This is a genomic window from Mycolicibacterium houstonense (genome assembly GCF_900078665.2).
Classification (GTDB): Bacteria; Actinomycetota; Actinomycetes; order Mycobacteriales; family Mycobacteriaceae; genus Mycobacterium; species Mycobacterium houstonense.
Genome location: NZ_LT546208.1, coordinates 585,340 through 611,310, shown reverse-complemented (window position 1 = coordinate 611,310; position 25,971 = coordinate 585,340). Strand labels below are relative to the sequence as shown.

Sequence of the window (25,971 nt, the reverse complement as noted above, 5' to 3'; positions counted from 1 at the left end):
ATGGTAGCCACCGAACTTCAAGTACCTTCGGAAGCCGAGTTGCACGCCGCTCTGGTCGAGCGCGCCCGGGCCCTGGCGCCGGCGATCCGCGAGCGGTCCACCCGCACCGAGGATCTGCGGCGCGTGCCGTCCGAGTCGATCACCGAGATCATCGACGCCGGGCTGGGCGGCCGCATGCTCGCACCGCGACGGTTCGGTGGTGACGAGTTGACGCTCGACACCATGTACGAGGTCGCTGTCGAGCTCGGCCGGGCCTGCGCGTCCACGGCCTGGTGTGCGGCGTTGCTGCCCCATGACGCACACATGGTCGGGTTTTTCCAGCAGGCCGCGCAGGAGGCGGTGTGGTCGGACGGTCCCGACACCTGTATCGCGGCATCGCTGGCGCCCGCGGCCACGGTGCGCAAGGTCGACGGAGGTTATCGGCTGACCGGCAGGCATGGCTTCGCCAGCGGGGTCGACCATTCCTCGTGGGTGATCGTCAGCGGGCTGATCAAGGAGAGTGATCGCGCGGCGAATCACCACTTCCTGATCGGGCCGGGTGAGTATTCGATCGACGACGACTGGTACGCGGCAGGCATGCGGGGGACCGGGAGCAAGACGATCGTCATCGACGATGTGTTCGTTCCGGATGAATTCGCTCTTGCCGCAGCCTCTCTGGTCGCCGGCGACGGTCCGGGAAGCGAAGTGAACCGAGGCCCGCTCTACCGGCAGCCCCTGGCGCTGCACGCCGGGTTGACGTTCCTGGGCCCGATGGTGGGCACCGCTCTGGATGCCTACGACCACTTTGTCGAGTGGGCGCGCGGTCGGAGCGCCACCGCGGCATCCGAAGTCGTGCAGGAAGCGATCGCCCGCACGGCGGCCGACCTGGAGCTGGCTCAGCTGGCCGTCGAGCGGGTGCTCGCGGATGCGCGGGTGTCCGGGCGTATGGAACTCGCGGACCGGGCCGCCACGCTGCGGGACTACGACCGAGTGGCCGAACTGCTGACCGACGCGGTCGATCGGTTGTTCAAACTCAGCGGAACGTCCGGCTTTCGGGACAGTAGTCCCATGCAGCAGAAGTGGCGCGACATCCACATGATGGCGAGCCACGTGTCGTTCACCCGGGCCAACTACCAGCACTACGGCCGCATGGTGCTCGGTCTGGAGCGCGACCCCAAGCTAACCGTCTTCTGAGTCTTGCCCACAGCGTTCCCGAAGGATCATCCATGGCTGTAGTCACCCAATTGAGTTATGTGGTCGGGACGTCGAGTGACGTCCCGGCGTGGAAGAAGTACGCATCCGATGTGCTGGGAATGGAGGTGTCCGGCGACAGCGACGACAAGCTGCTGTACGTGCGCGCCGACGATCGCCATCACCGGATCGGGGTGCGAACCGGTCACGACGAGGATGTCGCATACATCGGCTGGGACATGGCATCGAGGGAAGCGCTCGAATCGGCCGCCGCGCGTCTGGAGGAGGCCGGCGTACCCGTGACGGCGGGCAAGCCCGACGAGGCGGCCGACCGTCGCGTCATGGACTTCGTCCACTTCACCTGTCCGTACTCGCAGGTGAGAATGGAACTCGTGCTGGGGCACGAGCGGGTGTTCCGGCCGCCGTTCCGGCCGACCAGGGACCTCGCGGGCTTCAACACCGGCGAACTCGGGATGGGCCACGTCGTGCTCTACACCGCCGACCTCTACGGCGCCGCCGAGTTCTACTGCCGGGTATTGGAATTCGGGGTCACCGACTTCGCCCACCTGCCCAACTCCGATCCGTTCGCCGTGTTCCTGCACTGCAATTCCCGGCATCACTCGCTGGCGTTCATGAACATTCCCGGGGCACCGCGGCGCATTCAGCACGTGATGTTCGAGACGGTCACCATGGACGATGTCGGTCACAGCTACGACGTGTGTCTGGATCGGGGGATCACCAGTACGTCGACTGGCCGCCATCACAACGACCGGGTGTTCTCGTTCTACTTCCGCAACCCGTCCGGCTGGCATTTCGAATACGGCTGGGGCTCGCGGACTGTCGATCCGCAGACCTGGACACCCGAGAACTACACGCTCAAACCAGGTTTCGCCTGGGGGCATGACGGATTGATGAGGATGGTGTGAGTACCACGATGGAATCCGCGACACAACCGTACATCGTCGGGCTCGGCGGAACACTGCGGCGCGGCTCGTCGACGGAGTCGGCGCTGCGGATCGCCCTGGACGAGGCAAGGGCCGCCGGCGCGCGCACCGAGCTGTTCGGCGGGGATGACCTCGCGCGGCTGCCGATGTACGACCCGGAGTCGGAGAACGTCGACGAGGCGGTGCGGTTGGTCGAATGTCTGCGGCGTGCCGACGGGGTGATCATCGCCTCGCCCGGGTACCACGGGTCCGTCTCGGGGCTGGTCAAGAACGCACTCGACTACATCGAGGACTTGCGCGAGGACGCGAGCCCGTACCTGTCCGGCCGGTCGGTCGGCTGCGTCACGACCGCATACGGTTGGCAGGCGGCGGTCACCACGCTGCAGACACTGCGCAGCATCGTGCATGCCCTGCGCGGCTGGCCGACTCCCCTTGGCGCGGCGATCAACTCGGCCACCACCCGTATCTCGTACGGGGAGGAGCCCGAGGACCGGGTGGGTTTCCAGTTGCGCACCGTCGGTCGTGAGGTGTGTATGCGGAGTCTGGCCGCGCCCTCGGTCACCAGCGGATTGGCCGCGACCACCGGCTGAGGTTCGCACTCGGCGGTTCCATCGTTGCGGCAGACACGGCGTCAGCACCACCGGGTGCTGTCTTGATTCAGGCGTGGCCGTCCGGCCGGCGCTCTGCAGGACACTCAACGAAGAGGAGACCCGATGGCGCTGTGTCATCGTGCTGTTCGGCCATGTTCGGCCCGCCCCAGAGTTTCATCGAGGAAAGTCATGGCGGCGGCGGTGCTGTGCCTCCTCGGGTGGTCGGCGAACCCCGCCCTGCCGATCGCGTACGCCGACGAAAGCCAGTACGAGGCGTTCTACACCCCACCGGACCCGCTGGGTGACGGCGCGCCCGGGCAGTTGATCCGTTCCGAACCTTCTCGCCTGGTGCTGGAGCCCTCCGGACAGCTCGGGGCCTACGTCGCGACCGGAACCCGGATCATGTACCGCAGCACCGACAATCGCGGCGGCCAGGTCGCGGTCACCGGTACCTACTTCGAACCGGACAACCCGTGGCCCGGCGGCGGCCCGCGCCCCCTGGTCGCATTCGCCACCGGCGTCTATGGAATCGGCGATCAGTGCGCTCCGTCGAGGTTGTTCAATCAGGGCATTCACTACGGCGGGGGATTGGACCTCACCTTCGGGTACGAGGAGATGTTCGTCGCGACGATGGTCGCGCGGGGATTCGCCGTCGTGGTCACCGACTATCAAGGGGTCGGCACACCAGGTGTCCCGCCGTCGTTCATGCGGCTCAATGCCGGTCACGCCCTCATCGACGCGGCCCGGGCGGCGTTCGCCCTGCCGGAGACCTCACTCGAACCTGGTGGCCCGGTGGCGTTCTGGGGATACGGCCAAGGCGGGACCGCGTCGGCGTCGGCGGTGGAACTGGCGCCACGGTATGCCCCCGAGCTCAAGGTCGTCGGAGCCTGGGCCGGTGCGCCCGCCGCCGACCTCGCCCTGGTACCACCGTTCGCCGACGGCAGCATCTTCGCCGGCGGGCTGGGCTATCTGCTCAACGGCGTCGGGGCGGCGTACCCCGAGCTGGTTCCCGGGCTGACCGGTGTGTTGACGGACAAGGGGGTGAACCTGCTGTCCCGGACCCAGAACGAATGCGTCGGCGAGACCGTGATGAGGTTCGGATTCCGGCACTACCAGCAGTATTTCACCGCCGACGTCGCCGAGTTGATCAACTCCGAGCCGTTGCGAACCGTCCTGAACGAGCAGCGGATCGGCACGCTGAAACCCACGGCACCGGTGTTCATCGATTCGAACCGGTTCGACCCCTTCATACCGTGGGGCGGCGCACGCCAGCTGGCGCTGGACTGGTGCGCGAAAGGCGCGGACGTCCAGTTCTGGACCAACGAGCAGCCGCCGTTCCTCAATAAGTTGGCGATCAACAACCTGCTGCCCTACTTCGTCGACGGAGAGCAGGGGATGCAGTGGCTTGCAGACCGATTCAACGGCCTACCGACGACGCCGAACTGCACGGCGATCCCGGCGTGACAGGCCGGCCGAGTAAGGAGATATCCCAGCAGATGCCTGAACACAGTTCACCGATCGCAAAGGCGTTACTGGACGCCTACGACACCCGGATACCGGTCGATCCGCCGAGCGAGAACGAGCCCCAACTCACCGTCGCGCGGGCGTATGAGCTGCAGCTGCAGCAGGTCGACCACTGGGTCAGCCAGGGCAGGGTGATCAGAGGCCACAAGGTGGGCCTGACGTCGGCGGCGATGCAGCGTCAACTCGGCGTCGATCAGCCGGACTACGGCCACCTGTTCGGCGACATGTTTCATCTGGAGTCGATGCCGATCGATACCGCCGCTTTCATCAGCCCAAAAGTCGAACCGGAGATCGCGTTCGTCTTGGATCGGGATCTGTCCGGCCCCGGTGTCACGGTCGTGGATGCACTGCGCGCAGTCGGGTACGTGTTGCCCGCATTGGAGATCATCGATTCCCGGATCCGCGACTGGCGAATCACGTTGCCGGACACCATTGCCGACAACGCCTCGTCGGGCGGTGTGGTACTGGGATCGAGGCCGGTTGCCCTGAGCGGCATCGACCTACGGCTGACCGGCTGCGTGCTGTCCTCTGGCGGCCAGGCCGTCACCACCGGAGCAGGCGCCGCGGTGCTGGGTTCCCCGATCAACGCCCTCGTCTGGCTGGCGAACACCCTGGGGCCACTCGGTGTGACCCTGGCGGCGGGTTCGGTGATCCTGCCCGGTTCGCTGACCACCGCGGTGCCGGTCGCCGGAGGATCGACCGTCACCGCCTCGTTCAGCGGAATCGGCTCGGTAACCGCATGTTTCGCTGCTGATGGAGAAGGATGACAATGACCACTGCCGCGATCGTCGGCCCCGGAAACATCGGCGCCGACCTGCTGCTCAAACTCCAGCGGGCCGAGAACATCGACGTTCGGTACATGGTGGGGGTGGACCCGGCGTCCGACGGGCTCGCGCTGGCGCGAGAACTCGGGGTCGAGGCCTCGGCCGGCGGAGTCGACTGGCTGCTCGGCCGGGACGAACTTCCCGATCTGGTGTTCGAGGCAACCTCGGCGGCCGCGCACATCGCCAACGCGCCGCGATATGCGGAAGCCGGGATCACGGCCATCGATCTGACCCCGGCGGCGGTGGGCCCGCTGCTGTGCCCGGTGGTCAACCTTGACCTCAACCTCGATGCCGAGAACGTCAACATGATCACCTGCGGGGGCCAGGCGACCATTCCGATGGTGCGCGCCGTTTCCAGGGTGGTCGACGTCCCGTACGCGGAGATCGTCGCCTCCATATCGTCACGCTCGGCCGGGCCGGGCACCCGGGCCAACATCGACGAGTTCACCGAGACCACGGCGGGCGCGCTGCAGAGCGTCGGAGGCGCCCGCCGCGGCAAGGCGATCATCATCCTCAATCCGGTGGAGCCGCCGTTGATCATGCGGGACACGGTGTTCTGTGCGATACCGCCGGACTCGGATCGCGACGCCATCACCGAATCGGTGCACCAGATGGTGGCAGCGGTGCAGCGGTACGTCCCCGGCTATCGGTTGGTTGCCGACCCTCAGTTCGAGGATCCGCAGGACGCCTGGCGCCAGAACATGCGGGTGTCGATCTTCCTCGAAGTCCGGGGCAACGGTGATTATCTGCCGCCGTGGGCGGGCAATCTCGACATCATGACCGCAGCTGCCATGCAGGTCGGTGAACTCATTTCCGCTGCCCGTCAGGGTGATTCGAAGGTAGGAGCTCGATGAACGCACCGGTTCGGTTGACCGACACCACCCTTCGTGACGGCAGTCATGCGGTGAAGCATCAGTTCTCGGTGGCGCAGGTCCGGGCGGTGGCCGCAGGTTTGGACGCTGCCGGTGTCGAGGTCATCGAGGTCACCCACGGAGACGGGCTCGACGGCTCGTCGTTCAACTACGGCTTCAGCGGCACCGATGAGCTCGAGTTGATCCGCGCCGCGGCCGAGACGGTGACCAGGGCCCGGATCGCCGTGCTGCTGCTGCCGGGGCTGGGCACGGTGCGTCATCTCCGCGCAGCGTGTGACGCGGGCGCGTCGATCGCCCGCATCGCCACCCACTGCACCGAGGCGGATGTGTCCATTCAGCATTTCGGCGCCGCGCGCGAACTCGGGATGGAGACAGTCGGTTTCCTCATGCTCTCGCACCGCGCATCGCCCGAACAGCTCGCGCGTCAAGCGCGAATCATGGCAGATGCCGGGTGCCAGTGTGTGTACGTCGTGGACTCCGCGGGTGCGCTGATGCCCGACGACCTCGCGGACCGGGTCGCGGCGTTGGTCGCCGAACTCGGCGCCGATGCACAGGTGGGCGTGCACGCACACCAGAATCTCTCTCTGGGAGTGGCCAACTCGATCGCCGGATACCGTGCCGGAGCGCGGCAGATCGACGGAACGCTGTGTGCGCTCGGTGCCGGTGCAGGCAATGCGCCCATCGAGATTCTGGTCACCGCGTTCGAGAGGATGAACGTGCCGACCGGGGTCGACGCGGACGCCATCCTCGCGGTCGCGGAGGAGATCGCGCGACCGATGATCCCGAGGCTGCCTGTGTGCGACCGGAATTCGATCGTTCAGGGCAGGTACGGCGTGTACAACTCGTTTCTGTTCCATGCCGAGCGTGCGGCCGAACAGTACGGTGTTCCCGCCCACGAGATTCTCAGCAGGGTCGGCCGGCTCGGCTATGTGGGAGGGCAGGAAGACATGATCATCGACGTGGCGTTGTCGCTTGCCGCGGCTCGTCCGGAGGAGGTGCTGACGTGACCAGCGCAACGCAGTGGAGTGTCTCGACGGCCGCGGGTGTGTTGCTCGATGCGGAGACCAGCCGGACCGACCGCGGCCCGATCACCGCCGACTGGCCGGGTCTCGACCTGAGCACGGCCTACGACGTGCAGGCCGAGTTGATCGCCCGCAAGGTGGCGGCCGGGCAGCACATCGTCGGGGTGAAACTGGGGCTCACCTCACGGGCGAAACAGCTACGGATGGGGGTGGATTCGCCGCTGACCGCCTGGCTGACCGATGCGATGAGCCTGCCGATCGGAGTGCCGCTGGACACCTCCGAGCTGATCCACCCCCGGGTCGAACCCGAGATCGTCTTCGTCCTCGGCAGGGAGCTGAGCGGACCGGGGATCACCGCCGCCCAGGCGATGGAATCGGTCGATGCGGTGTATGCGGGGCTTGAGGTGATCGACAGCCGGTACACCGACTTCAAGTTCACCCTGCCCGATGTCGTCGCCGACAATGCCTCCTCGGCACGGTTCGTGATCGGTGGCCGAGTACAACGGCCGGCCGATCTCGATCTGGCTCTGGAAGCGTGTGTGCTGCAGGTTGACGGGGCGGTGGTGGACACCGCCACGGGTGCGGCCGTCCAGGGGCATCCGGCCGAAGCCCTCGCGTTGGCCGCCAATGCGCTGGGCCGCCGTGGCGTCGTGCTGCGGGCCGGCTGGCCGGTGCTGACCGGCGGGCTGACGGATGCGGTGTTCATCCGGCCCGGCCAACAGGTGAGCGCCGAGTTCACCCACCTCGGCACCGTCACGCTCGGCGCGGAGTAGTCCGGAGCGCCGGTCCTGGGCGGGCCCGCACCCGCCCAGGACCGGCTTTGTCGCGCTTCAGAATCCGGGTGGGCGCCGAAAACCACCGAGCACCTCGGACAGACACCGCACGAATCGGATGGCGGTGCGGTCGTGCAGGTACGGGGCAATCACCTGAATGCCGATCGGGAGACCATCGCGGGTCGCTCCGATCGGCGCGACCGCGGCCGGCAGATGGTTGAGCGACGCCGGCGCCACCCAGGTGAGCATCTCCCGGTACGGACGTTGCTCACCGTCGACCTGAAGGGTCCGGACCGACCACCCGGGATCCGGACGCTGATCGTGCGGGAAGGCGGCGGTCGGGCTCACCGGGCAGAGCAGCACGTCGAAGTCGCCGAAGAACTCGGCCCAGCGACGGCGTGACTGCTGGCGACGCTCGTCGAGCCCATGCCAATCGCGGAAGCGAACCGTTATCTGCGAGGCGAATCCGGCTTCCGCCCCTTCTGATCGTTCCGCCGTGGCGAGCTCGACGAGTGCCGCGTAGGACTCGTCCGGTTCGATCAACCCGCTTTGGGCCATGAGCAAGGGCCGGTAGAGCGCCATCGTTTCCTCAAGGCCGACCGGCCCTTTGCGCTCTTCCACCACCGCGCCCGCGGACCGCACCGCCGTCAGCACGGACTCCATGGCGGTGACCAGCTCGCGGTCGACCGGACAGAAGGAGTCGTCGAGCCACGCCGCGACACGGAACTCGCGGAGGTGTTGTGCCCTCGAGGGCGGCAGGTCCAACCGCCAGGCCGCCCTGTTGTCACGGTCCGGTCCGGCAAGGACGTCGAGGCCCAGGTCCAGATCGTCGGCGTGCCTGCCCAACGGACCGAGCACCGCCATGTCGAACTCGGCCAGCGAGCCGGGGGCGTGGCCGGAGACGCTCCCGTGCCGCGGTACGACCCCGTACGACGGGCGCAGTCCGTACACCCCACAGAAGTGGGCGGGCACCCGGATCGAGCCCGCGGTGTCGCCGCCGAGTTCGAGCCCGGTCAGGCCGGCGGCAAGCGCGGCCGCCGAACCGCCCGATGAACCACCCGGACCGCGAGTCGCGTCCCACGGGTTGTTCGTCGTCCCGTATACCTCGTTGTAGGTCTGCCAGTCCCGGGCGTCCGCAGGCAGATTGGACTTGCCGAACACGATCGCGCCGGCCTGCTTGAGCCTGGTGACGGCCTCGGCGTCGGTTGTCGAAATGTGATGTCCCCAGCGGTGCGAACCACCGGTGGTTCGCATGCCGGCGACTTCGAGACTGTCCTTGATCGTCACGGGGACGCCGTGCAGCGGCCCGAGCGCTTCGCCCCGGGAGACCGCGCGGTCCGCCTCTCGCGNGGACGCCGTGCAGCGGCCCGAGCGCTTCGCCCCGGGAGACCGCGCGGTCCGCCTCTCGCGCCGCTGCCCTCGCGTTCTCCTCGTCGCGCGCGACGATCGCGTTGACCCGCGGATCGAACTGCTCCAGGCGCGTGAGGTAGCAATCGAGAAGCTCGACGCTGGACACCTCCTTTGCCGCGATGGCAGTCGCGAGTTCACCCGCTGAGCGGAATGCCAGATCATTCATGCGAACCTCCCGGAAACCTCGATGCCGGCGTCGAACCGCCGGCCGGACAACGGTTCAGAATCTCCGGCAGTCGATCCTGATCGCCAGCTCGGCGTTCCGGCAGGCGGTCCGGCCGAGCGGATAGTGCTCAGAAACAAAAGGTTTCACTCCTGGGCGACCGGGTGGTTGCTCCGAAACACCCCATCGGGATCGCGGTCGCGTTTGACCGCGCGCAGCCTTGCGAGTGTGCCTGCGTCGAATACGTCGGCGACATTCTGTTCTGGGGTAAGGAAGTTGAACGGGACTTTGGCGGTGTTCACCGCTGCCAATGTGTCGAGGAACGCGTTGGTGCGAGCCATCAAGGCGGCTTCGCTTCCCGGATCCGGTTGCATGCCAAGGAAACTTACGAGATAGGGAGCGGTGACCGGCCCGGAGGGAGTGCCCGACGAACGTTGCAGCGCGCCGCCGAGGTGGCGGATCTGGACGGTGATCAGCGGTTCGATCGACTGAGTGAGCAGGGCCTCGATGAACTGGTCGGTCAAGCCGTTGACGAGGGTGGCTTCTTGGCGCGATGGTGCGGGTTTCGTGGGTTCGTCGGTGATTTTTCCGAGCTCGGCGACCGGAAGGACGCGCCGCGTGTCAGAGAGCATCCCACCGATGCGGTCGAAGGGTCGCAGCAGTCCGGCGGCCGCCTCGGCCTTTCCGAGGTAGGCGGTGTCGATGCGAACCAGTGCGGGCGCGCCGGGGAACCGGGTGAAACTGCACCAGGTCGTCAGTTCTTCGGGAGCTGTCGCGGTGACCTCGCGGAAAGCGGAGATCACTGCCGCTGCCCGGTCGGCCGACCAGGTCATGGTGCCGCCGTACAGGGTCGGCGCCGGTTTCAGGGCGAATTCGACCGAGGTGACGAATGCGTAGTCACCGCCACCGCCGCGCAGGGCCCAGAACAGGTCGGTCTCGCTGGTGGCCGTCGCGGTCACGCGGTCGCCGTCGGCGGTGATGGCCTCGAATGCGGTGACGCTGTCCGCTGCCCAGCCATACTTGCGGCTGAACCAGCTCAGGCCGCCGCCGAGCAGGTACCCGGTGACGCCTACGATCGGCGCGCTGCCCGCGACCCCGGTCAGCCCCGCCGGGCTGGCGAGGGCCTGGACGTCAGCCCATGAGACGCCTGCTCCGACCCGTGCGGTGCCGGTTGACGTGTCCACTCGGGTCTCGTTCAGCGCCGCGGTCCGGACCAGGATCGTGCCGTCCATCTCGTTCGAGGCGCCGTGTCCGTTGGGCTGCACGGCAATCGGCACACCGGCATTGCGCGCGAAGCGGATCAGGGCCGCCGCGTCGTCGGTGTCGGCAACGTCCACCACGGCGCGTACCGACTGGTCGACCGCCAGGTTCCACGGCGCCCGGGCGGCGTCGAAGCCCGGGTCGCCGCTCAACAGGACACGGCCACGCACCGCCGAGCGGAGCCCGTCCAGGCCCTCCGGCTGTTTTCCGGAGCATCCCACCGACACGGCGGCGATCGCCAGCCCGCCGCCGATCAAGAAGTTCCGCCGACCGAACGTCGCGCGCGCCGTTGTCATTTCGTCAGTTTCAATTCGTACTTTTCATCGGGGGTCGCGACACCGGATACGGTCAGCTCGCCCCTCGCGTCGGCGTACTCGCCGGTTCCGCCGGTAATCGCCATGGTGAACGGCGCAAGGGTGTGCGGGGTCAGGCTGCGCGCGAAAATCTGGCCTTCATCGAGCTGAATGGTCAGCTCGCAATAGGTCATCGGCTTTTCCGGTGTCACATTGGTGAAAAAGCACGCGCCGCCGTCGTATCCGACCTGCTTGCCGTTCACCGAGAGAATGTCGGAAAAGATGTCCATGTCGCCGACGTCCATGCCGGGCTTACCGAAGTCATGCTTGGCCACATGGTCGTTCTTCACCTCAAGGGTGAGGGTGATCGGCTCTGGTTTGGCCTGGCTGTCGGGCGCGTCGATGACCAGCCAGGTGCCGATGGCTGCCGCCGCTACACCTATGACGGCGACACTTCCGATAATGGTTGCTTTCGTCCGTCCCGTCATATGTGCCTCCCAGAAAAAGCGAAATTGTCAGATGTGCTCTCGTGCACTCGATTAACAATGCTTCAGGGCACTTGGCGGCGTCCAACATCGAAACATGCTGACTGTTATCATTTTTAGTTATGGAGTTGCGGCAGCTGGAGTACTTCGTGGCCGTCGCGGAAGAGGGCAGTTTCACCAAGGCGGCCGCGCGCATGCACATCGCGCAATCGGGTGTGAGTGCTCAAATCCTGTTGCTCGAGCGGGAACTCGGTCAGCGGCTCTTCGACCGGTCACGTTCTCCGGTGCGGCTCACCAAGGTCGGTACCGCCTTGCTGACCCACGCGCGTGCCGCGCTGGCCGCGGTGACCGATGCCAAGCAGGTCGCCGATGAGTACAGCGCCGCGTTGCGCGGGCACGTCAGTGTCGGCCTGGCGGCATCGTCGTCGCTCGCCTTCGATCTGGTCGACATGCTGGCGGAGTTTCACCGCGAACATCCCATGGTCGAGATCTCCTTGCTGGAGGCCAACACCGACGATCTCGTCACCGGTTTGCTCGACGGGCGCCATGACATGGCGATCATTTCGCCACCCGCCACGGTGCCCCCCGACCTTCGGCTGCAGCTGGTGGCGGACGAGCAGATCGTCGCCGCGGTGAGTCCGGACCATCCGCTGTCCGAGCGTGAGGCGGTGTCGCTCGAGGATCTGGGCGGATATCGGCTCATCACGTTCTCGTCGACGATCGGCACCCGCAGTGCCATCGATGCCGCGTTCAGCGCCGTAGGGCTCGAGCCGCAGGTCGGTATCGAGGCCAGTGATCCGAACGTTCTCGCCGAACTGGCCAGTGGCGGCCTGGGCGTCGCGCTGGTACCCGAACCCTACGCGCGGGCTCGCGGTCCGCGGCTGCACGTCATGCCGATCGCCGGCCTGAACCTGCGCGGGTCGCTGGCATTGGTGTGGAACAGCGCCAGGCAGTCAACCGCCAGTGCCGCCCGGTTGATCGACCACGCCAGGCGGTCGCTGCGGGCGAAGCACGGCTCGGCCGGACCGGGCGAAGCCCGCTAGCCNCGGTGGCCGTCGCCGCCGGCCGTGCTGTCCTCGAGCCCGGTCCGCAGCAGCGACCAGGCCAGCCGTCGTGCGGTGGTGGCGCGCTCGTGCAGTAGGCGTTGGACGGCCGGTATCGGGTTGGTTTCCGGGGTGCGCCCTTCGACCACGTCGGCATGGAACCCCTCGGCGACCTGAATCGCCATCAGCACCGCTTCGTTGACCCGGTTCAGCGCATCCTGCAGCCGGTCGTCCTGGCTCACCAGATGAGCGTTGTCCAGCTCTACCGAAACGTCGCTCACCACCTGACCGATCTGCTCGAAGATGACGTTCATCGCGGACTCCCGCTGGTCGCGGTCGGGGTTGCGCAATTGCGCCGCGCCTTCGCTCCACAGCGTCGCGAGCATCCGGGTGTGCGCGCCCACCGCGCGCGATACCTCGATCATCGCCTGCTTCTGCAGTTGCTCGAGCAGATTGTTGCGTTCGATCCGGGCCAGTTCGCGCTGCGCGGTCAGCTCGGCCTGGTGCAGCTTCTGCTGCGACTCCATGGCCGCCCGGTGCCACTTCTGGGTCAGGGCCAGCTCCAGCGCCGAGCGTTCGTCGGCGGCGGCCAGTTCCCGGCGCAACCGCTCGTCGGCCTGGGCGACGTCGTAGCGGGCCTGGCGCTGGACGGTGAGGGCCAGCCACATCGTCGCCAGCAGGACGACGAAGACGACGGCGCCGAAGAACCACTCGGACTTGCTTCCGGGCTCGCCCGGGCTGAACAGCAGATACCAGGCGACGACCAGGATTCCGAGGCCGCCGCCGATCATCCAGCCGAGATTGGCCTTGGCGCGGGCCGCGGGCGGGGTGGGGGCCGGGGCGCGGTTCAGCGCGACCACCGGAATCGGCTCGGTCGGGTCACCTACCTTGCCGTCGTCCGGCTGGGCAGCTCTCGGCGCCCCTGAAGGCTCAGCGGCCCTTGTCGATTCAGTTAGTCCGGCCATGTCGACCTCCTGTCGCCCAAGCCTGCCACCGTGCCGGCGTTCAGAGTAGGGCTATGGGTGACGCGGCGCGCTACCGGTACGTCGCGCCCGCATTCGCATACCTTGTTTTTCGTCATTCTTCAAGTGCCCCTAGCGATGACGTGCCGCTCACGAACCGCTAGTGTCATCCCGTGCTCACCGCGAGCGGCGGTGATCCGGGCGATGTGGACCCGGGCGGCCGGCCGCTCATCGTTATCGATCTGCTCGCTGGAGAATTGAGGGCCCATGGGACAAAACGCGACACTGGAAGGTGATTCGGCGGTCATCGTCAGTCTGTCGGAAGCGGCGATGCACATGTACTCCGCCGCCATCGACGCACTGCCGTTCCCCGAGGACAAGAAGTTCCACAAGCGCGCCGACGTCGTCCTGTCCGGCCTGCGCAAGCTGCGTGCCGCGCTGACCGAGGCAGCCAACAGCAACCGGCCGTCACCCGCCGTCATCGTCGCGCTCAGCGGGGTTCGTCAGCGGTATGACTCGCTGATGGCCCACGCCGCCGCGGCGCCGGGTTCCTCTCTGGGACAGCAGATCTACGTCACCCGGATCCACGCCAAGCTGTCGGCTCAGGAAGTCGCCAACGGTGCCGGCCTGCGCGACGGTCTGCTCGACGAACTCGAGGCGGGCGCAACGCCCACCGACGCCGAGGCCGCGAAGATCCGCGACACCATCGCCGCCCTGGGTGGGTTGCCGGGCGACGATCACGGCATCCACGCCGTCCCGGCGCCGGCCGACTTCGCGTCGTCCGAAGAATCGCAGGGTAACGGCTGGGATCCGGTCCTGGTCACCGACAACGTCGGCTGATCCACCCCGTTCGCGCCGCCGATCAGGCGGCGGCAAGCAACGTTCATCGGTTAGCTGAGTTGTATTGCGGCTCACGATGATTGGAAGCTCCCCAGCAAACTGCTGGGGAGCTTCCCTCGTTTTCCGGCCCGCGGTTGTAGAGTCTCGCGGCATGACAGCCGAACCGACTCTGAACCTGACCGTCGACGAACTTCTCACCACCACCCGCTCGGTGCGCAAACGTCTCGACTTCTCAAAGCCGGTGTCGCGTGAGGTGATCACGGAGTGCCTCGACCTGGCGCTACAGGCGCCCACCGGGTCGAATGCGCAAGGCTGGCAATGGGTTTTCGTCGAAGACCCGGCAAAGAAGAAGGCGCTGGCCGACATCTACCGGGCCAACGCCAACCCGTACCTCGACCTGCCCAAGCCCGAGCGCGGCGACATCCGCGATGAGCAGGCCGATGCGGTGATGAGCTCGGCCAGGTACCTCACCGACAACTTCGAGAAGGCCCCGGTGCTGATGATCCCGTGCCTGGAGGGGCGTCCGGACGGTGCCCCCGCCGGCATCGGCGCGTCCTTCTGGGGTTCACTGCTGCCCGCGGTGTGGAGCTTCATGCTCGCGCTGCGGTCCCGTGGGCTCGGGTCGGCGTGGACCACGCTGCACCTGCTCGGTGACGGCGAGAAGGAGGCCGCCGAGCTGCTGGGCATTCCGTTCGAGCAGTACACCCAGGGTGGCCTGTTCCCGATCGCCTACACCCTGGGCACCGACTTCAAGAAGGCCAAGCGGCTTCCGGCCGAACAGTTCTCACACTGGGACAGTTGGTGAGCTCTGGGGAGCCTGTTGCCCCCGATGAAATTGTGAAGCCGCGGTATGAACTCTCTGTGAGATTCGGGCGTGGGTCGCATGGCGGCCCACGCCCGCGGCGTAACTAGACGCCCCCGGCGAACCCGTGTTGCCGCCATGCCTCGTACGCGGCGACGGCGGCCGCATTCGACAGATTCAGCGACCGCCTCCCGGCGAGCATCGGAATGCGTACCTGGGCGGTGATATTCGGATCGGCCAGGGTCTGCGCGTCCAGCCCGGTGGGTTCCGGGCCGAACATCAGCACGTCGCCGGGCTGGTATGAGACGTCGGTGAACGAGGTCGACGCGTGGGCGGTGAACGCGTAGACGCGGGCCGGCAACAACACGCGCCAGGCCGCCGCGAGATCGGCGTGCACCGTCACCGATGCCAGGTCGTGGTAGTCCAGCCCGGCCCGGCGCAGCTTGGGTTCGGACAGGTCGAAGCCCAGCGGTTCGACCAGGTGCAGTTCGCACCCGGTGCCGGCCACCATCCTGATCGCATTACCGGTATTGGGTGCGATACGGGGAGAGAAGAACATCACCCGAAACATTCGTCGATGATCGTATGGCGGCAAGGCCGCGGGCGAATCGGGATGCAATTGCGGCACGCGAATCGGCGGCCGAAACGGCATGCGAAATCGGCACGCGTTTCGGCAAGGACGTCGCTGTTTGCTCGATTACCACACAACTGCGCTACGGCTCGGTCACGAACTCTGTCTGTTCAGTAAGAATTGTGGAAACGCTCGCGCGCGGCTGTCATACTCGTGCAATTGCCAAGGCGTTTGACGCCCGCCCAGCTGTGGGCGGAAACAGCAGGAAGTCCTATGAATCACGCCCCACGAGTGAAATGCGGCCACGCCGCCGGTAGTGCGGTTGGGCGCCGATGACTGCCTTCACGCAGCTGAAACAGGCTGACGGCACCCTCGTCGAATTCTCGCCAACTCCATCGGCTCCGGCCAAGCGTCCGTCGCGCTGGTCACCGGCCAACTGGCCGGTCACCCGCAAGGTGCTAGCCATCGTCGTCATCCCGTTGATCCTGGCCGCGACGTTCGGTGGCCTGCGGATCTATGCCAGTGCCGGCGCCGCCGGGGATCTCCGGCTGGCCGCTGACCGCGCCGAGGTGATCCCGGCGATCGACGATTACCTGGCCGCCATGGAGGGCGTGCTCATCGCAGCTACCGAAGGCGGTGACGGTCAGTCGGCGGTGGCCACGTTCAACGAGCGCAAAACCGAACTGCAGCAACGGGTCGAAGCCACCGAGGTGCTCGAAGATGTCGGTCAGGCGGTTGACAACCTGCTCGGCAAGGGACAGGAACTCGTCGATGCGGTGATGTCCGGGTCGATCGATCTGCGTCAGCGCATCCTGGATTACGGTCCACTGCTGCTCACCGGCGAAGCCGCCATCACGGGCTCGGTGCACAGCAACCAGCCCTCGGTTCAGGCTCAGGTCGAGGCGCTGGCCCGCGCGGTCGGTGCCCGTGGGCAGATGGCCATCCAGCGGATGCTGGTGATGCGGGGCGGCGACCAGCCGGAGCCGGTGTTGCGGACCTCGATGATCACGATGGCCGGTACCGAACCCTCGACCGTGGCCGCGCTGACCAAGGTGCTCGGCGGCGGCTCCGAGGAGGCCGCGACGCTGCGCGCCGAGATGGTCAAGCGCATGGCGATGATGTCCAATCCCGGGGTTCCGCTCGTCGGCAACCCGGAGCTGCTGGCATCGCTGGACGCCACGAACAACATCGCCGGGCAGATCATCGACAAGGCCACTTCGGCCATTCCCGCCGCGGTCGAGGCCCAGGCCAACGACGCGCGCAACGACGCGATCCGGGACGCCATCCTGGTGGCGACCGCGATCATCAGCGCCCTCGTCATCGTGTTGTTGGTGGCCCGCTCGCTGGTGCGCCCACTGCGGACCCTGCGCGACAGCGCGCTCAAGGTGGCCCATCAGGATCTGGCCAAGGAGATCGAGCGGGTCCGGGCCGGCGGCGAGCTGGTCCCGGTGACCCCGGTGCCGGTGCAGACCACCGAAGAGGTCGGCCAGGTGGCGCATGCCGTCGACGAGCTGCACGAGCAGGCGGTGTTCCTCGCCGGGGAACAGGCCCAGCTGCAGCTTCAGATCTCCGACATGTTCGAGACGCTGTCGCGGCGCAGCCGATCGCTCGTCGACCAGCAGTTGACGCTCATCGATCAGCTGGAGCGCAACGAGGACGACCCGGAGCGGTTGGAGAGCCTGTTCCGGCTCGATCACCTGGCCGCCCGGATGCGGCGGAACGGCGCGAACCTGCTGGTGCTGTCCGGTTCCAAGCTGGCGCGCGAGCACAACCGCCCGGTGCCGCTGGCGACCGTGGTCAACGCCGCGGCCTCCGAGGTCGAGGACTACACCCGCGTGGTCACCGCGTCGGTGGCCGACGTCGAGATCACCGGATCCGTCGCGGGCGACCTGATCCACCTGCTGGCCGAGCTGCTCGACAACGCGCTGCGTTACTCGCCCCCGATCTCGCAGGTGCGGGTGTCGGCCGTGCATGCGGCCAACGGCGCACTGGTGATCGAGGTGAGCGACGTCGGCCTGGGCATGACCGAGGCGGATCTGCGGGTGGCCAACACCCGTCTGCAGTCGGGCGGTGAGGTCAATCCCTACACCGCCCGGCACATGGGTCTGTTCGTGGTCGGGCGGCTGGCCACCCAGCACGGGCTGGTGGTGCGGCTGCGTAGCACGGTCGCAGAGGAACCGAGCTCGGGTACCACCGCCGGGGTCTACGTTCCGGCCGAGCTGCTGGCCCGCGACGGCGCCGATCCGGTCGACCAGACCGCGTACGGCACACCCGTCGACGCCCATGCCGGCATCGCCACGGCGCTGTCACTGGATTCCGACCCGGCCGATGCGTCGGGCTTCGGGTCCGGCCTCGACGAACCACACCTCAACGGAGCCGAGGTGCCGTTCGATCTGCTGCCCCAGCGCAACCCGGGGGCCAGTGGCATCTCGGAGCTGCCGGGCACGCTCGCCCCGCAACCCGAGCCGGCCGCCGCACAGCCGGCGGAGCAGCCGAGCGACGAGCCGGTCGGGGAGTGGCCGCAGCAGTGGCCGGTCCACACCGAGGAGAGTGCCGCCGCCGCCAAGGAAGAGATCGCCGACGCCGCGGCCGGCGACGACGCGGAATCCGGACGTTCGGCGCCCACCAACACGTCGTCGTTCTTCGCCTCCCGCGGGCAGGCCGCCGGCTACGGGATCAACGGCGCGGCCGGTCTCAACGGTTTGAACGGCGTGAACGGCCACGGCGAGGAGCTCAACGGGCACAGTGGGCTCAACGGCCACAGCGGTGTCAACGGTCTCAACGGGTCGGCCCACGACACCGGTGACCACGACGAACCGGCCGAGGCCGCGGCGCAGTCGGCGAACGAGGCCGACGGCGACTCGATCTACCAGTCGATGGTGTCGGAGTTCGACATGGATCCGACCACCCACGTGCGCAGCGCCGACCTGGACTGGAAGACGGTGTGGGAAAAGGGCTGGTCGGTCGCCGCCGCGGCACAGGATGCGCCCGTCGAACAGCACACCGAGGAAGGCCTGCCCATGCGCACGCCGGGCGCCCGCCTGGTGCCCGGCGGTGTGGCCGCCGCCGTCGGAGCGCCCGCCGAGAACAACGGCCGTCACCGCAACGGTGGAGTACACCGTAACGACGACAGCTTCGAGGCGGTAGCATCGGCAGACGAACCTGACAGCGGCATGTTCGCGGCGTTCAAGCCGCGTGATCCTGAGGCTGTCCGTGCGAGCACCAGCAATCTTTTCGGCGGCGTGCACGCCGGGCGATCGCATGCCCGAGAGACCAGAGGAAGCGATAGCGAATGACCCGTCCGACCCAGCGTGATTCCCTGGACTGGCTGGTGTCCAAGTTCGCCCGCGAGGTATCCGGGGTGTCGCACGCCGTGCTGGTCTCGGCGGACGGACTGCTGATGGCCGCCAGCGAACACATGCCGATCGAGCGGGCCGACCAGCTCGCCGCGGTCGCCTCCGGCCTCGCCAGCCTGGCCACCGGGGCCTCCCAGCTGTTCAACGGCGGCCACGTCATGCAGTCGGTGGTCGAGATGGAGAACGGCTACCTGCTGCTGATGCGGGTCGGCGACGGCTCCAACCTCGCCACGCTGACCGCCCCGTCGTGTGACATCGGCCAGGTCGGTTACGAGATGGCCATCCTGGTCGAGCGGGTCGGCGCCGTGGTGCAGTCTTCGCGCCGCGCACCGCAGCCGTCCTGAGTCCCTGCCCCCTTCTGCCCTTCGCGAGGTGACTGTGGACGAACCGGAACCCACCGACCGCCCGAGTTTGGTGCGGCCGTACACGCTGACGGCCGGCCGCACCGACTCGCGGGTGCACCTTCCGCTGGAGGCGCCGGTGCAGAAACTCGACACGACGCGCGAGCCACGCTGGACTGGCCACGATGTGCGCGCACAGATCGTAGAGTTGTGCACCGGCAGCCCTTCGGTCGCCGAAATTGCCGCACATTTATCCCTCCCGCTCGGCGTGGCGCGCGTGCTGATCGGGGACCTGGTGACGCAGGGTTATCTACGGGTGGAAGCCACCCTTGATGATTCGGCTAGCTTCGACGAACGCCGCGAATTGATTGGAAGGACCCTGCGTGGCCTACGAGCACTCTGAACCCCGCTCGGCCTCCGCCGGCGGCGCCCCCCGGCGTGGGGCAGCCTCCACGAAGATCGTCATTTCCGGCGGGTTCGGCGCAGGGAAGACCACCTTCGTCGGCGCGGTCTCCGAGATCATGCCGCTGCGCACAGAAGCGTTGGTGACCAACGTTTCCGAGGGCGTCGACGCGCTGGACGGCACCCCCGACAAGCGCACCACCACCGTCGCGATGGACTTCGGCCGCATCACGCTCGACGAGGACCTGGTGCTGTATCTGTTCGGTACGCCCGGGCAGCGCCGGTTCTGGTTCATGTGGGACGACCTGGTGCGTGGCGCGATCGGCGCGATCATCCTGGTCGACGTGCGCCGCCTGCAGGACAGCTTCGCCGCGGTCGACTTCTTCGAGGCGCGCAAGCTGCCGTTCATCGTCGCGGTCAACGAATTCGACGACGCGCCAAAACATCCCACGCAGGCCGTGCGCAAGGCGCTGGCGCTGCCCGACCACATCCCGGTGGTGGCCGTGGACGCCCGTGACCGCAACTCGGCCAAGGCGGCACTGATCGCGGTCACCGAGTACTCGTTGAGCACGCTTTCCGCGCTGCCCGGCTGACGCGTGGTAGCCCACGAAACCGTCTGGACGGACCGAGAATTCACCGGCGTGGACTTCCGTGCCGACGAATATGACGGAGCTCTGAGCCGGTTGCGCACCGAGCGGGTGGTGTTCACCGAATGCGATTTCAGCGGGGTGGACATGTCCGAGTCCGAGCATTTCGGCTCGGCCTTCCGCAACTGCACCTTCCGCCGGGCCACGCTGTGGCACAGCTCGTTCACCAACTGCAGCCTGCTGGGTTCGGTGTTCACCGAATGCCGGCTGCGACCCATCAAGCTGGTCGAATCCGATCTGACGCTGGCCGTGCTGGGCGGCTGCGATCTGCGCAGCGTCGACCTGTCGGATTGCCGGCTACGCGAGGCCAGCCTGGTCGGGGCGGACCTGCGTAAGGCCGTCCTGCGGCAGGCCGATCTGACCGGCGCCCGGGTACAGGACGCCAAGCTCGACGAGGCCGACCTGCGTGGTGCCCGCGTCGACGCGACCTTCTGGACCACAGCCAAACTGCGGGCCGCCAAGATCGACATCACCCAGGCGTTGGCCTACGCGGCCGCCCACGGCCTCGACATCCACGGCGCCTAGCATTCCCGGCGCCGGCCAGCTTCCGGTGCCCCGGCGTCGCTGTCCCGCACCTGCTTTGTCACGCCAGAGTTTCAGCCGGCCTTGAGGCGGATCTTCCAGCGCACGAACCCGACGTAGAACACCGACAGCGCGGCCAGCATGGCCATGTCGAACAGCCAGGTTGCCGAGGTGTGCTCCCAGTGCGAGTCCTTGGGCGTCAGCGGCCCTGGCACCAGCCGGATCAGGTCGACGGTCGAGGCCGACGCGGCAAAACCCCACCGCGCCGGGGTGATCCAGGACAGCTGGTCCAGCCCGACGCGGCCGGTCACCGGGATCATGCCGCCGGAGAACACCAGCTGGCTCATGATCGCGACCACCAGCAGCGGCATGATCTGCTCGTTGGACTTGGCCAGGGCCGACAGCGCCAGGCCCACCATGGCGGCGGTGACGGTGGTGGCGGCCATGCTCACGAACAGTTCCAGCGACCGGTTCGGCAGGAACACACCCTTTTCGACCGCGCCCTCGCCCCAGCCCTTGCCCGCGATGGTGATGCCGGTGACGATTGCCGACTGCACGATGGCGAACACCGAGTACACGCACACCTTGGCCAGCAGGTAGGCGGTGGTGGACAAGCCGACGGCCTGTTCGCGGCGGAAGATCGCCCGCTCGCCGATCAGGTCACGGATGGTCAGCGCGGTACCCATGAAGATCGCGCCGACGTTGAGCAGCACCAGGATCTGGCCCGGTTCGTTGGGCGCGTCGCCCATCGGGTTCGGTACGCCGAAGCCGACGGTGCCGGGCACCGACAGCGACAGCACACCCATGATGAACGGCAACAGCGCCAGGAAGATGAAGTAGCCCCGGTCGGAGATGATCAGCCGGATCTGTCTTCGCGCGATGGTCGAGAACTGGCGCAGCAGGCTGGTCTTGGCCGGCGCACCGAGGTCGCCCGGTTGTTCCGACGACGCCGTGGCGGCCGGGGCCGGGCCGGTGCGGGCCAGGTAGCGGCGGTTGGCCTCGGCCGGATCGCTGGCCACGGTGCTGAAGATGTCGGCCCAGTTGGTGGTGCCGAGCTCGGGGCCGATCTGGTCGGGCGGCCCGCAGAACGCGGTCTTGCCGCCGGGAGCCAGCAGCAGCACCTGGTCGCACACGTCGAGGTAGGTCAGCGAGTGCGTGACGACCAGCACCACGCGGCCGGCGTCGGCCAGCTGACGCAGCATGGTCATCACCTGGCGGTCCAGTGCCGGGTCCAGACCCGAGGTGGGCTCGTCGAGGATCAGCAGCGACGGGCCGGTCAGCAGCTCCAGGGCCACCGAGGCGCGCTTGCGCTGCCCGCCCGACAGCTTGTCGACGCGGGTGTCGAGGTGCTTGGTCATCTCGAGTTCCTCGAGCACCTGCATGACGACCTGTTCGCGGTCTTCCTTGGTGGTGTCCGGCGGCAGCCGCAGCTCGGCGGCGAACATCAACGCCTGGCGGACGGTCAGCTGCCCGTGCACCACGTCGTCCTGCGGGACCATGCCGATCCGGGAGCGCAGCGACGCGTACTCGGCGTGCACATCGTGGCCCTCGAAGGTGATGGTGCCACTGGTCGGATGGGTGTAGCCGGCGACCTGTTTGGCGAACGTGGACTTGCCCGCGCCCGACGGCCCGATCACCGCGGTCAGGGTTCCCGGCCGGGCGTCGACGGAGATGTTGTCGAGCAGTGTCTTGTTGCCCTCGATGGTCCACGTCAGCCCGCGGACCTCGAGCCCGCCGGTGCGGGTGTCGGCCTGGGTCTCGCTGCGGCGCACCAGGGTGCCGCCGCTGAACACCAGGTCGACGTTGCCGATGGTGACCACGTCACCGTCGTGCAGGATGGCGCTGTCGACCCGCGCGCCGTTGACGAAGGTGCCGTTGATGCTGCGCTCGTCGCGGATCTCGGTGCCGCCGGGCAGCGGGATCAACGTGGCGTGATGACGCGAGGCCAGCACGTCGGGGATGACGATGTCGTTGTCGGTGTTGCGGCCGATCTTCACCGCACCTGCGGGCGCCGGGGTGGTGCGCCCGGGCCGCAGGATTTTCATCATGCTGGTCGCGAGGTTGCCGCCGGCTTCGCTGGTGCCACGGTCCGGGGTGGCCGCGGGCCGCATGGTGGTCTGAGCCTGCGCCGCGTTCGGAGCGCTACGCACGGGCTGGGACTGGACGGGCTGCGACTGATAGGCCTGCGGGCCGCTGGGGTAGCCGCTCTGCGGGCCGCTGGGATATCCGGTTTGCGGCCCGCTCGGGTAACCGCCCTGGGGTCCGCTCGGGTAGCCGGTCGGCGCGGTCGGGTAGCGCGGCTGCGGGCCGGACGAGTACCCCGCCTGCTGGGCGGCGGGTGGCTGACCGTATTGCTGACGACCGGGGGCGGCCTGGGTGGGCCAGGCGCCGCTCGGCCGGTTCCCGATCGGTACTGCCGCGGTCGGCGTCCGGCCGACGGAACCCTGGTGGCGTCCGACCTCGAAGGTCAGCTGCGGGCCATCGGGGTTGCCGATGTTGACCGTCTGGCCGTCATGGATGTCGACCGAGGGCACGCGGCGCCCGTTGGCGTACATGCCGTTGAGGCTGCCGTTGTCGATCGCGACCCACCGGCCTTGGTCGAAGCGCACCACCAGGTGGGCACGCGAGATCAACGGGTGGGCGATCCGGACGTCGGCGCGGAGGTCTCGGCCGATGACGACATCGTTGCCCGGGGCAAAGGTACGGGTCGATCCGTCGTAACGAATGGTCAGCGCGGGGCTCATCGCGGTCAACTCTATCCGTAGTTCTGGCCGGGGCCGGGCCGTTGCGGCGGTGTCGCGCCGTGTGACCATGGCTGGCATGGGTTCTGAAGGGTCGCGGACGACGGCCGACCGGGTGCTCGGTGTGCTGCGGACGCTGGGCACGGTGCTGGCCGGCGCGGCAGTGGTGTTTCTGGTGTGGGCCGCGGCGCTGGGCGCCTGGGCGCGGCTGGTCNCGGGGCGGCGGCGACCCTGTTGGCGGCGAGGGCGTTTCCACGGTTGGAGCGCGGCGCGGCGAAGTTGCTGGCGATCGGCGCGGCGATCGCGGTGGTGGTTGCCACGGTGGTGACGGTGGTGGCTTTGCGTGCCGGTGACGACGGGCGTTACGTCGATGCGACGACGGCGCCGGCTACCGATGTTCCCCCGATGCCCGGCGAATTGGGGCAGCGCACGTTCACCGTGTCGGTACCGGAGGCCTTCGAGGGCGACAGGCATCAGCCCAATCGCGAAATCTCCGCGGCGGGAGCCGGTTTCGTGGTGTACGGGGCCGGTCGCATCACCGCGTACGGCACCGACGGAAAAGAACGCTGGCATTTCGCGCGCACCGGGCCCGGCGGTGTGGTGGTCAGCGGCATGCGGGTGTTCGACGACGGGGCCACGGTGGTGGCGTTCCTCGACCAGCAACTGATCGGGCTCGATGCCACGACCGGCGAACAGTTGTGGGCGAATGCCGACAACCGGATGATGTACGCGCTGTCGCAGGAGTCCGGTTACAACCTGAACGCACCGTTCGTGGTGTACCGCGACGACCGGGTGTGGGTGCGCTTCGACACCAGGACCGGTCTCCCGATGTGGACGGTGCCTGCACCCCGTGCCGAGTGCCTGTATCCGCAACGCACGGTGGACACCCCGTCATGGTTGGTGTCGGTGCTGCAGTGTTCGACGGACCGGGGCACCGACATCCGCGTGCTCGCGGTGAACCCGGCCAACGGTGAAACCGTATGGGATCACGAGGCATTCAAAGGCCAGGCCGATGCGGGCGCGGTTGCCACCCCGGCGAACACCGTCGGCATCTTCGTGCAGTTCGGAGGGGTCGGAGCGCCGCCGGGGATCGTCTACGTCAACGTGGCGGACAAGACCGTGACCCCGATGCCACAGCGGGGTACCGGCGAGCCGTCGCCCGGGCCGTCCGGCAACTTCCTGTTCTCAAGTCGCGACGGTGGCAGGCAACTCGTGCTGTTCGGTCCGGACGGGAAGCAGAAATGTGCAGGCCCCCAGGGGATTCGCGGTGATCAGACGCGAGTGCCGGGGCAGGGCAGCGGCCTGGCCTACGTATCGTTCGGCGACGGCTTCGTCATCGCCGACAACGGAGCGGACGGCGGCGCACTGCGCGCGTTCGATGCCCGCACGTGCGCCCAGACCGCGGCGGTACCCGCCGACTCCGTCGAGGGTTTCGTACCGGTGCCGGGGGCGGTGCTGGTGTTACGGCGCGACGGGCAGACGCTGCAGATCGACGGCTACACGTCCTAGGTGGGGGTGTTGGCCAGCGCGGGTACGGCTGCTGACGGATAGCGATCCTGGGCGTCCCAGACATCCCAGGTCTGCACCGCCCAGAACACCGCGAACAACACGGTCAGCGTGAGCTCGACGGCGATCACGCCGAAGTGCCATCCGACGATCAGCAGCACCACGCCGGCCACGACGGTGACGAGCATGAGCGCGGCGATGGTCGCGTAGAACCTGGCCAGGTGCCGGCGCACGGCGGCCCTGGCGTAGCACGCGTGGTAGACGGCCACGAGGGTGATCGCCAGGAACATCGCCACCGCGGCGATCACGTGTGCGTGCTCGGCGAACCAGTCCCACAACATCAGTGGCGCCCCGGCGATGGCGATGCCCAACAGTGCTGCCGGAAGCCACTTCTCGACCCGAAGCAGCGCGGTGGCGATGGTCTTCCACGGCGTGGCGGCCTCGGCGCAGGCGGGTTCGGACGCCACGGGCGCCGGTTGGGGACGCCGCCACCGCTGAAGCGCCAGGTACATGCCGGTGCCCGCGGCGATGGCGACGAACAGCGCGGCGACGTTGTTGGGGACGGCGCCGAACGGATCGGTGACGCTGGGCAGCCACGGCCGGCACAGGTCGGCGGGACCGGTGGGCACCAGGGCCACGATGAAGGCCATGAACCCGGAGAAGTTCAACAGGGCGTCCTCACCCACGCGGCTGCCTTTGTAGGCGATCAGGCAGATGCCGATCGCGCACAGCGAGGCCAGCAACACCGCGTGGGTGTGGGTGTAGAAGAACGCACTGATCGATCCCTGCGGGCAGCTGTGCGCCCACGTCAACGCCAGTGACGTCAACAGGAACACCACCAGCGCGACCAGCCCGACCCGCACGTAGCGGTAGGTGACCATGGTGTCGCTGGGGTGGCTGCCGACCAT

23 protein-coding genes are annotated in these 25,971 nt (G+C 67.7%); 17 read left to right on the top strand and 6 right to left on the bottom strand.

All coding sequences use genetic code 11. The features are described 5' to 3' along the window. The 8 genes from BN4332_RS31030 to BN4332_RS30995 all read left to right on the top strand — a co-directional run bounded on the left by BN4332_RS31030 (window position 1) and on the right by BN4332_RS30995 (window position 7,719). On the top strand, window positions 1-1,173 hold the full coding sequence (locus tag BN4332_RS31030) for an acyl-CoA dehydrogenase family protein (protein WP_064850493.1): 1,173 nt from the start codon (window positions 1-3) through the stop codon (window positions 1,171-1,173). Between the two features lie 32 nt (window positions 1,174-1,205). Continuing rightward, window positions 1,206-2,096: a VOC family protein gene (locus BN4332_RS31025; RefSeq protein WP_066903873.1), complete on the top strand. Its 891-nt coding sequence runs from the start codon at window positions 1,206-1,208 to the stop codon at window positions 2,094-2,096. Window positions 2,097-2,104: 8 nt separating this feature from the next. Continuing rightward, complete coding sequence (locus tag BN4332_RS31020) at window positions 2,105-2,704, top strand: NADPH-dependent FMN reductase (RefSeq protein WP_064895439.1); 600 nt, start codon at window positions 2,105-2,107, stop codon at window positions 2,702-2,704. 189 nt (window positions 2,705-2,893) lie between these two features. Then, on the top strand, window positions 2,894-4,168 hold the full coding sequence (locus BN4332_RS31015) for a lipase family protein (RefSeq protein WP_084459467.1): 1,275 nt from the start codon (window positions 2,894-2,896) through the stop codon (window positions 4,166-4,168). A gap of 32 nt (window positions 4,169-4,200) precedes the next feature. Continuing rightward, window positions 4,201-4,995, top strand: coding sequence for a 2-keto-4-pentenoate hydratase (locus BN4332_RS31010; protein WP_066903869.1), 795 nt, complete (start codon window positions 4,201-4,203; stop codon window positions 4,993-4,995). Continuing rightward, window positions 4,992-5,906, top strand: coding sequence for an acetaldehyde dehydrogenase (acetylating) (locus tag BN4332_RS31005; protein WP_200820464.1), 915 nt, complete (start codon window positions 4,992-4,994; stop codon window positions 5,904-5,906). The genes BN4332_RS31010 and BN4332_RS31005 overlap by 4 nt, the downstream gene beginning before the upstream one ends. Next, a complete protein-coding gene (gene dmpG / locus BN4332_RS31000) occupies window positions 5,903-6,931 on the top strand; it encodes a 4-hydroxy-2-oxovalerate aldolase (RefSeq protein WP_066903867.1) in 1,029 nt (342 codons plus the stop codon). Before BN4332_RS31005 ends, dmpG begins: the two co-directional genes overlap by 4 nt. Next, entirely contained in the window at window positions 6,928-7,719 is a 792-nt protein-coding gene (locus tag BN4332_RS30995; protein WP_066903865.1) for a 2-keto-4-pentenoate hydratase, read from the top strand. Before dmpG ends, BN4332_RS30995 begins: the two co-directional genes overlap by 4 nt. Before the next feature lie 57 nt (window positions 7,720-7,776). Here the strand turns inward: BN4332_RS30995 and BN4332_RS30990 are convergent, their stop codons facing one another. The 3 genes from BN4332_RS30990 to BN4332_RS30980 form a co-directional block, all read right to left on the bottom strand. Next, a complete protein-coding gene (locus BN4332_RS30990; protein ID WP_435405219.1) occupies window positions 7,777-9,291 on the bottom strand; it encodes an amidase in 1,515 nt (504 codons plus the stop codon). 147 nt (window positions 9,292-9,438) lie between these two features. After that, window positions 9,439-10,848 carry an FAD-binding oxidoreductase gene (locus BN4332_RS30985; RefSeq protein WP_084459466.1) on the bottom strand — a complete coding sequence of 470 codons (1,410 nt, stop codon included), beginning with the start codon at window positions 10,846-10,848 and terminating at the stop codon, window positions 9,439-9,441. After that, window positions 10,845-11,333: an allene oxide cyclase barrel-like domain-containing protein gene (locus BN4332_RS30980; RefSeq protein ID WP_066903863.1), complete on the bottom strand. Its 489-nt coding sequence runs from the start codon at window positions 11,331-11,333 to the stop codon at window positions 10,845-10,847. Before BN4332_RS30980 ends, BN4332_RS30985 begins: the two co-directional genes overlap by 4 nt. Window positions 11,334-11,452: 119 nt before the next feature. Here BN4332_RS30980 and BN4332_RS30975 point away from each other — a divergent pair, with 119 nt between their 5' ends. From BN4332_RS30975 to BN4332_RS30960, 3 genes are all read left to right on the top strand, one after another. Further along, a complete protein-coding gene (locus BN4332_RS30975; RefSeq protein ID WP_066903860.1) occupies window positions 11,453-12,373 on the top strand; it encodes a LysR family transcriptional regulator in 921 nt (306 codons plus the stop codon). 1,229 nt (window positions 12,374-13,602) lie between these two features. Next, window positions 13,603-14,175, top strand: coding sequence for a forkhead-associated protein (locus BN4332_RS30965; RefSeq protein WP_066903858.1), 573 nt, complete (start codon window positions 13,603-13,605; stop codon window positions 14,173-14,175). 151 nt (window positions 14,176-14,326) lie between these two features. Continuing rightward, window positions 14,327-14,980, top strand: a complete 654-nt coding sequence (locus BN4332_RS30960) for a nitroreductase family protein (RefSeq protein WP_066903856.1) — start codon at window positions 14,327-14,329, stop codon at window positions 14,978-14,980. Window positions 14,981-15,083: 103 nt separating this feature from the next. Here BN4332_RS30960 and BN4332_RS30955 read toward each other — a convergent pair whose 3' ends face one another. Next, window positions 15,084-15,548: a tRNA (cytidine(34)-2'-O)-methyltransferase gene (locus tag BN4332_RS30955; protein WP_066903853.1), complete on the bottom strand. Its 465-nt coding sequence runs from the start codon at window positions 15,546-15,548 to the stop codon at window positions 15,084-15,086. A 332-nt stretch (window positions 15,549-15,880) separates the two neighbouring features. Between BN4332_RS30955 and BN4332_RS30950 the strand changes: the two genes are divergently transcribed. The 5 genes from BN4332_RS30950 to BN4332_RS30930 are packed head-to-tail and all read left to right on the top strand — an operon-like array spanning window position 15,881 to window position 20,819. After that, on the top strand, window positions 15,881-18,844 hold the full coding sequence (locus BN4332_RS30950) for a HAMP domain-containing sensor histidine kinase (protein ID WP_074133242.1): 2,964 nt from the start codon (window positions 15,881-15,883) through the stop codon (window positions 18,842-18,844). Then, complete coding sequence (locus BN4332_RS30945) at window positions 18,841-19,248, top strand: roadblock/LC7 domain-containing protein (RefSeq protein ID WP_066903851.1); 408 nt, start codon at window positions 18,841-18,843, stop codon at window positions 19,246-19,248. The genes BN4332_RS30950 and BN4332_RS30945 overlap by 4 nt, the downstream gene beginning before the upstream one ends. A 34-nt stretch (window positions 19,249-19,282) precedes the next feature. Next, entirely contained in the window at window positions 19,283-19,648 is a 366-nt protein-coding gene (locus BN4332_RS30940; protein ID WP_066903849.1) for a DUF742 domain-containing protein, read from the top strand. Then, complete coding sequence (locus tag BN4332_RS30935; RefSeq protein ID WP_066903847.1) at window positions 19,629-20,240, top strand: GTP-binding protein; 612 nt, start codon at window positions 19,629-19,631, stop codon at window positions 20,238-20,240. The genes BN4332_RS30940 and BN4332_RS30935 overlap by 20 nt, the downstream gene beginning before the upstream one ends. Window positions 20,241-20,243: 3 nt before the next feature. Next, entirely contained in the window at window positions 20,244-20,819 is a 576-nt protein-coding gene (locus BN4332_RS30930; protein ID WP_066903846.1) for a pentapeptide repeat-containing protein, read from the top strand. Window positions 20,820-20,890: 71 nt separating this feature from the next. Here the strand turns inward: BN4332_RS30930 and BN4332_RS30925 are convergent, their stop codons facing one another. After that, entirely contained in the window at window positions 20,891-23,560 is a 2,670-nt protein-coding gene (locus BN4332_RS30925) for an FHA domain-containing protein (protein WP_066903843.1), read from the bottom strand. Window positions 23,561-23,791: 231 nt separating this feature from the next. On the opposite strand from BN4332_RS30925, the gene BN4332_RS30920 reads away from it, so the two are divergent. Further along, on the top strand, window positions 23,792-25,066 hold the full coding sequence (locus BN4332_RS30920; RefSeq protein ID WP_235654340.1) for a BamB-related PQQ repeat family beta-propellar protein: 1,275 nt from the start codon (window positions 23,792-23,794) through the stop codon (window positions 25,064-25,066). Here the strand turns inward: BN4332_RS30920 and BN4332_RS30915 are convergent. Continuing rightward, window positions 25,063-25,971 carry a diphosphate--fructose-6-phosphate 1-phosphotransferase gene (locus BN4332_RS30915; protein WP_066903840.1) on the bottom strand — a complete coding sequence of 303 codons (909 nt, stop codon included), beginning with the start codon at window positions 25,969-25,971 and terminating at the stop codon, window positions 25,063-25,065. The genes BN4332_RS30920 and BN4332_RS30915 overlap by 4 nt on opposite strands.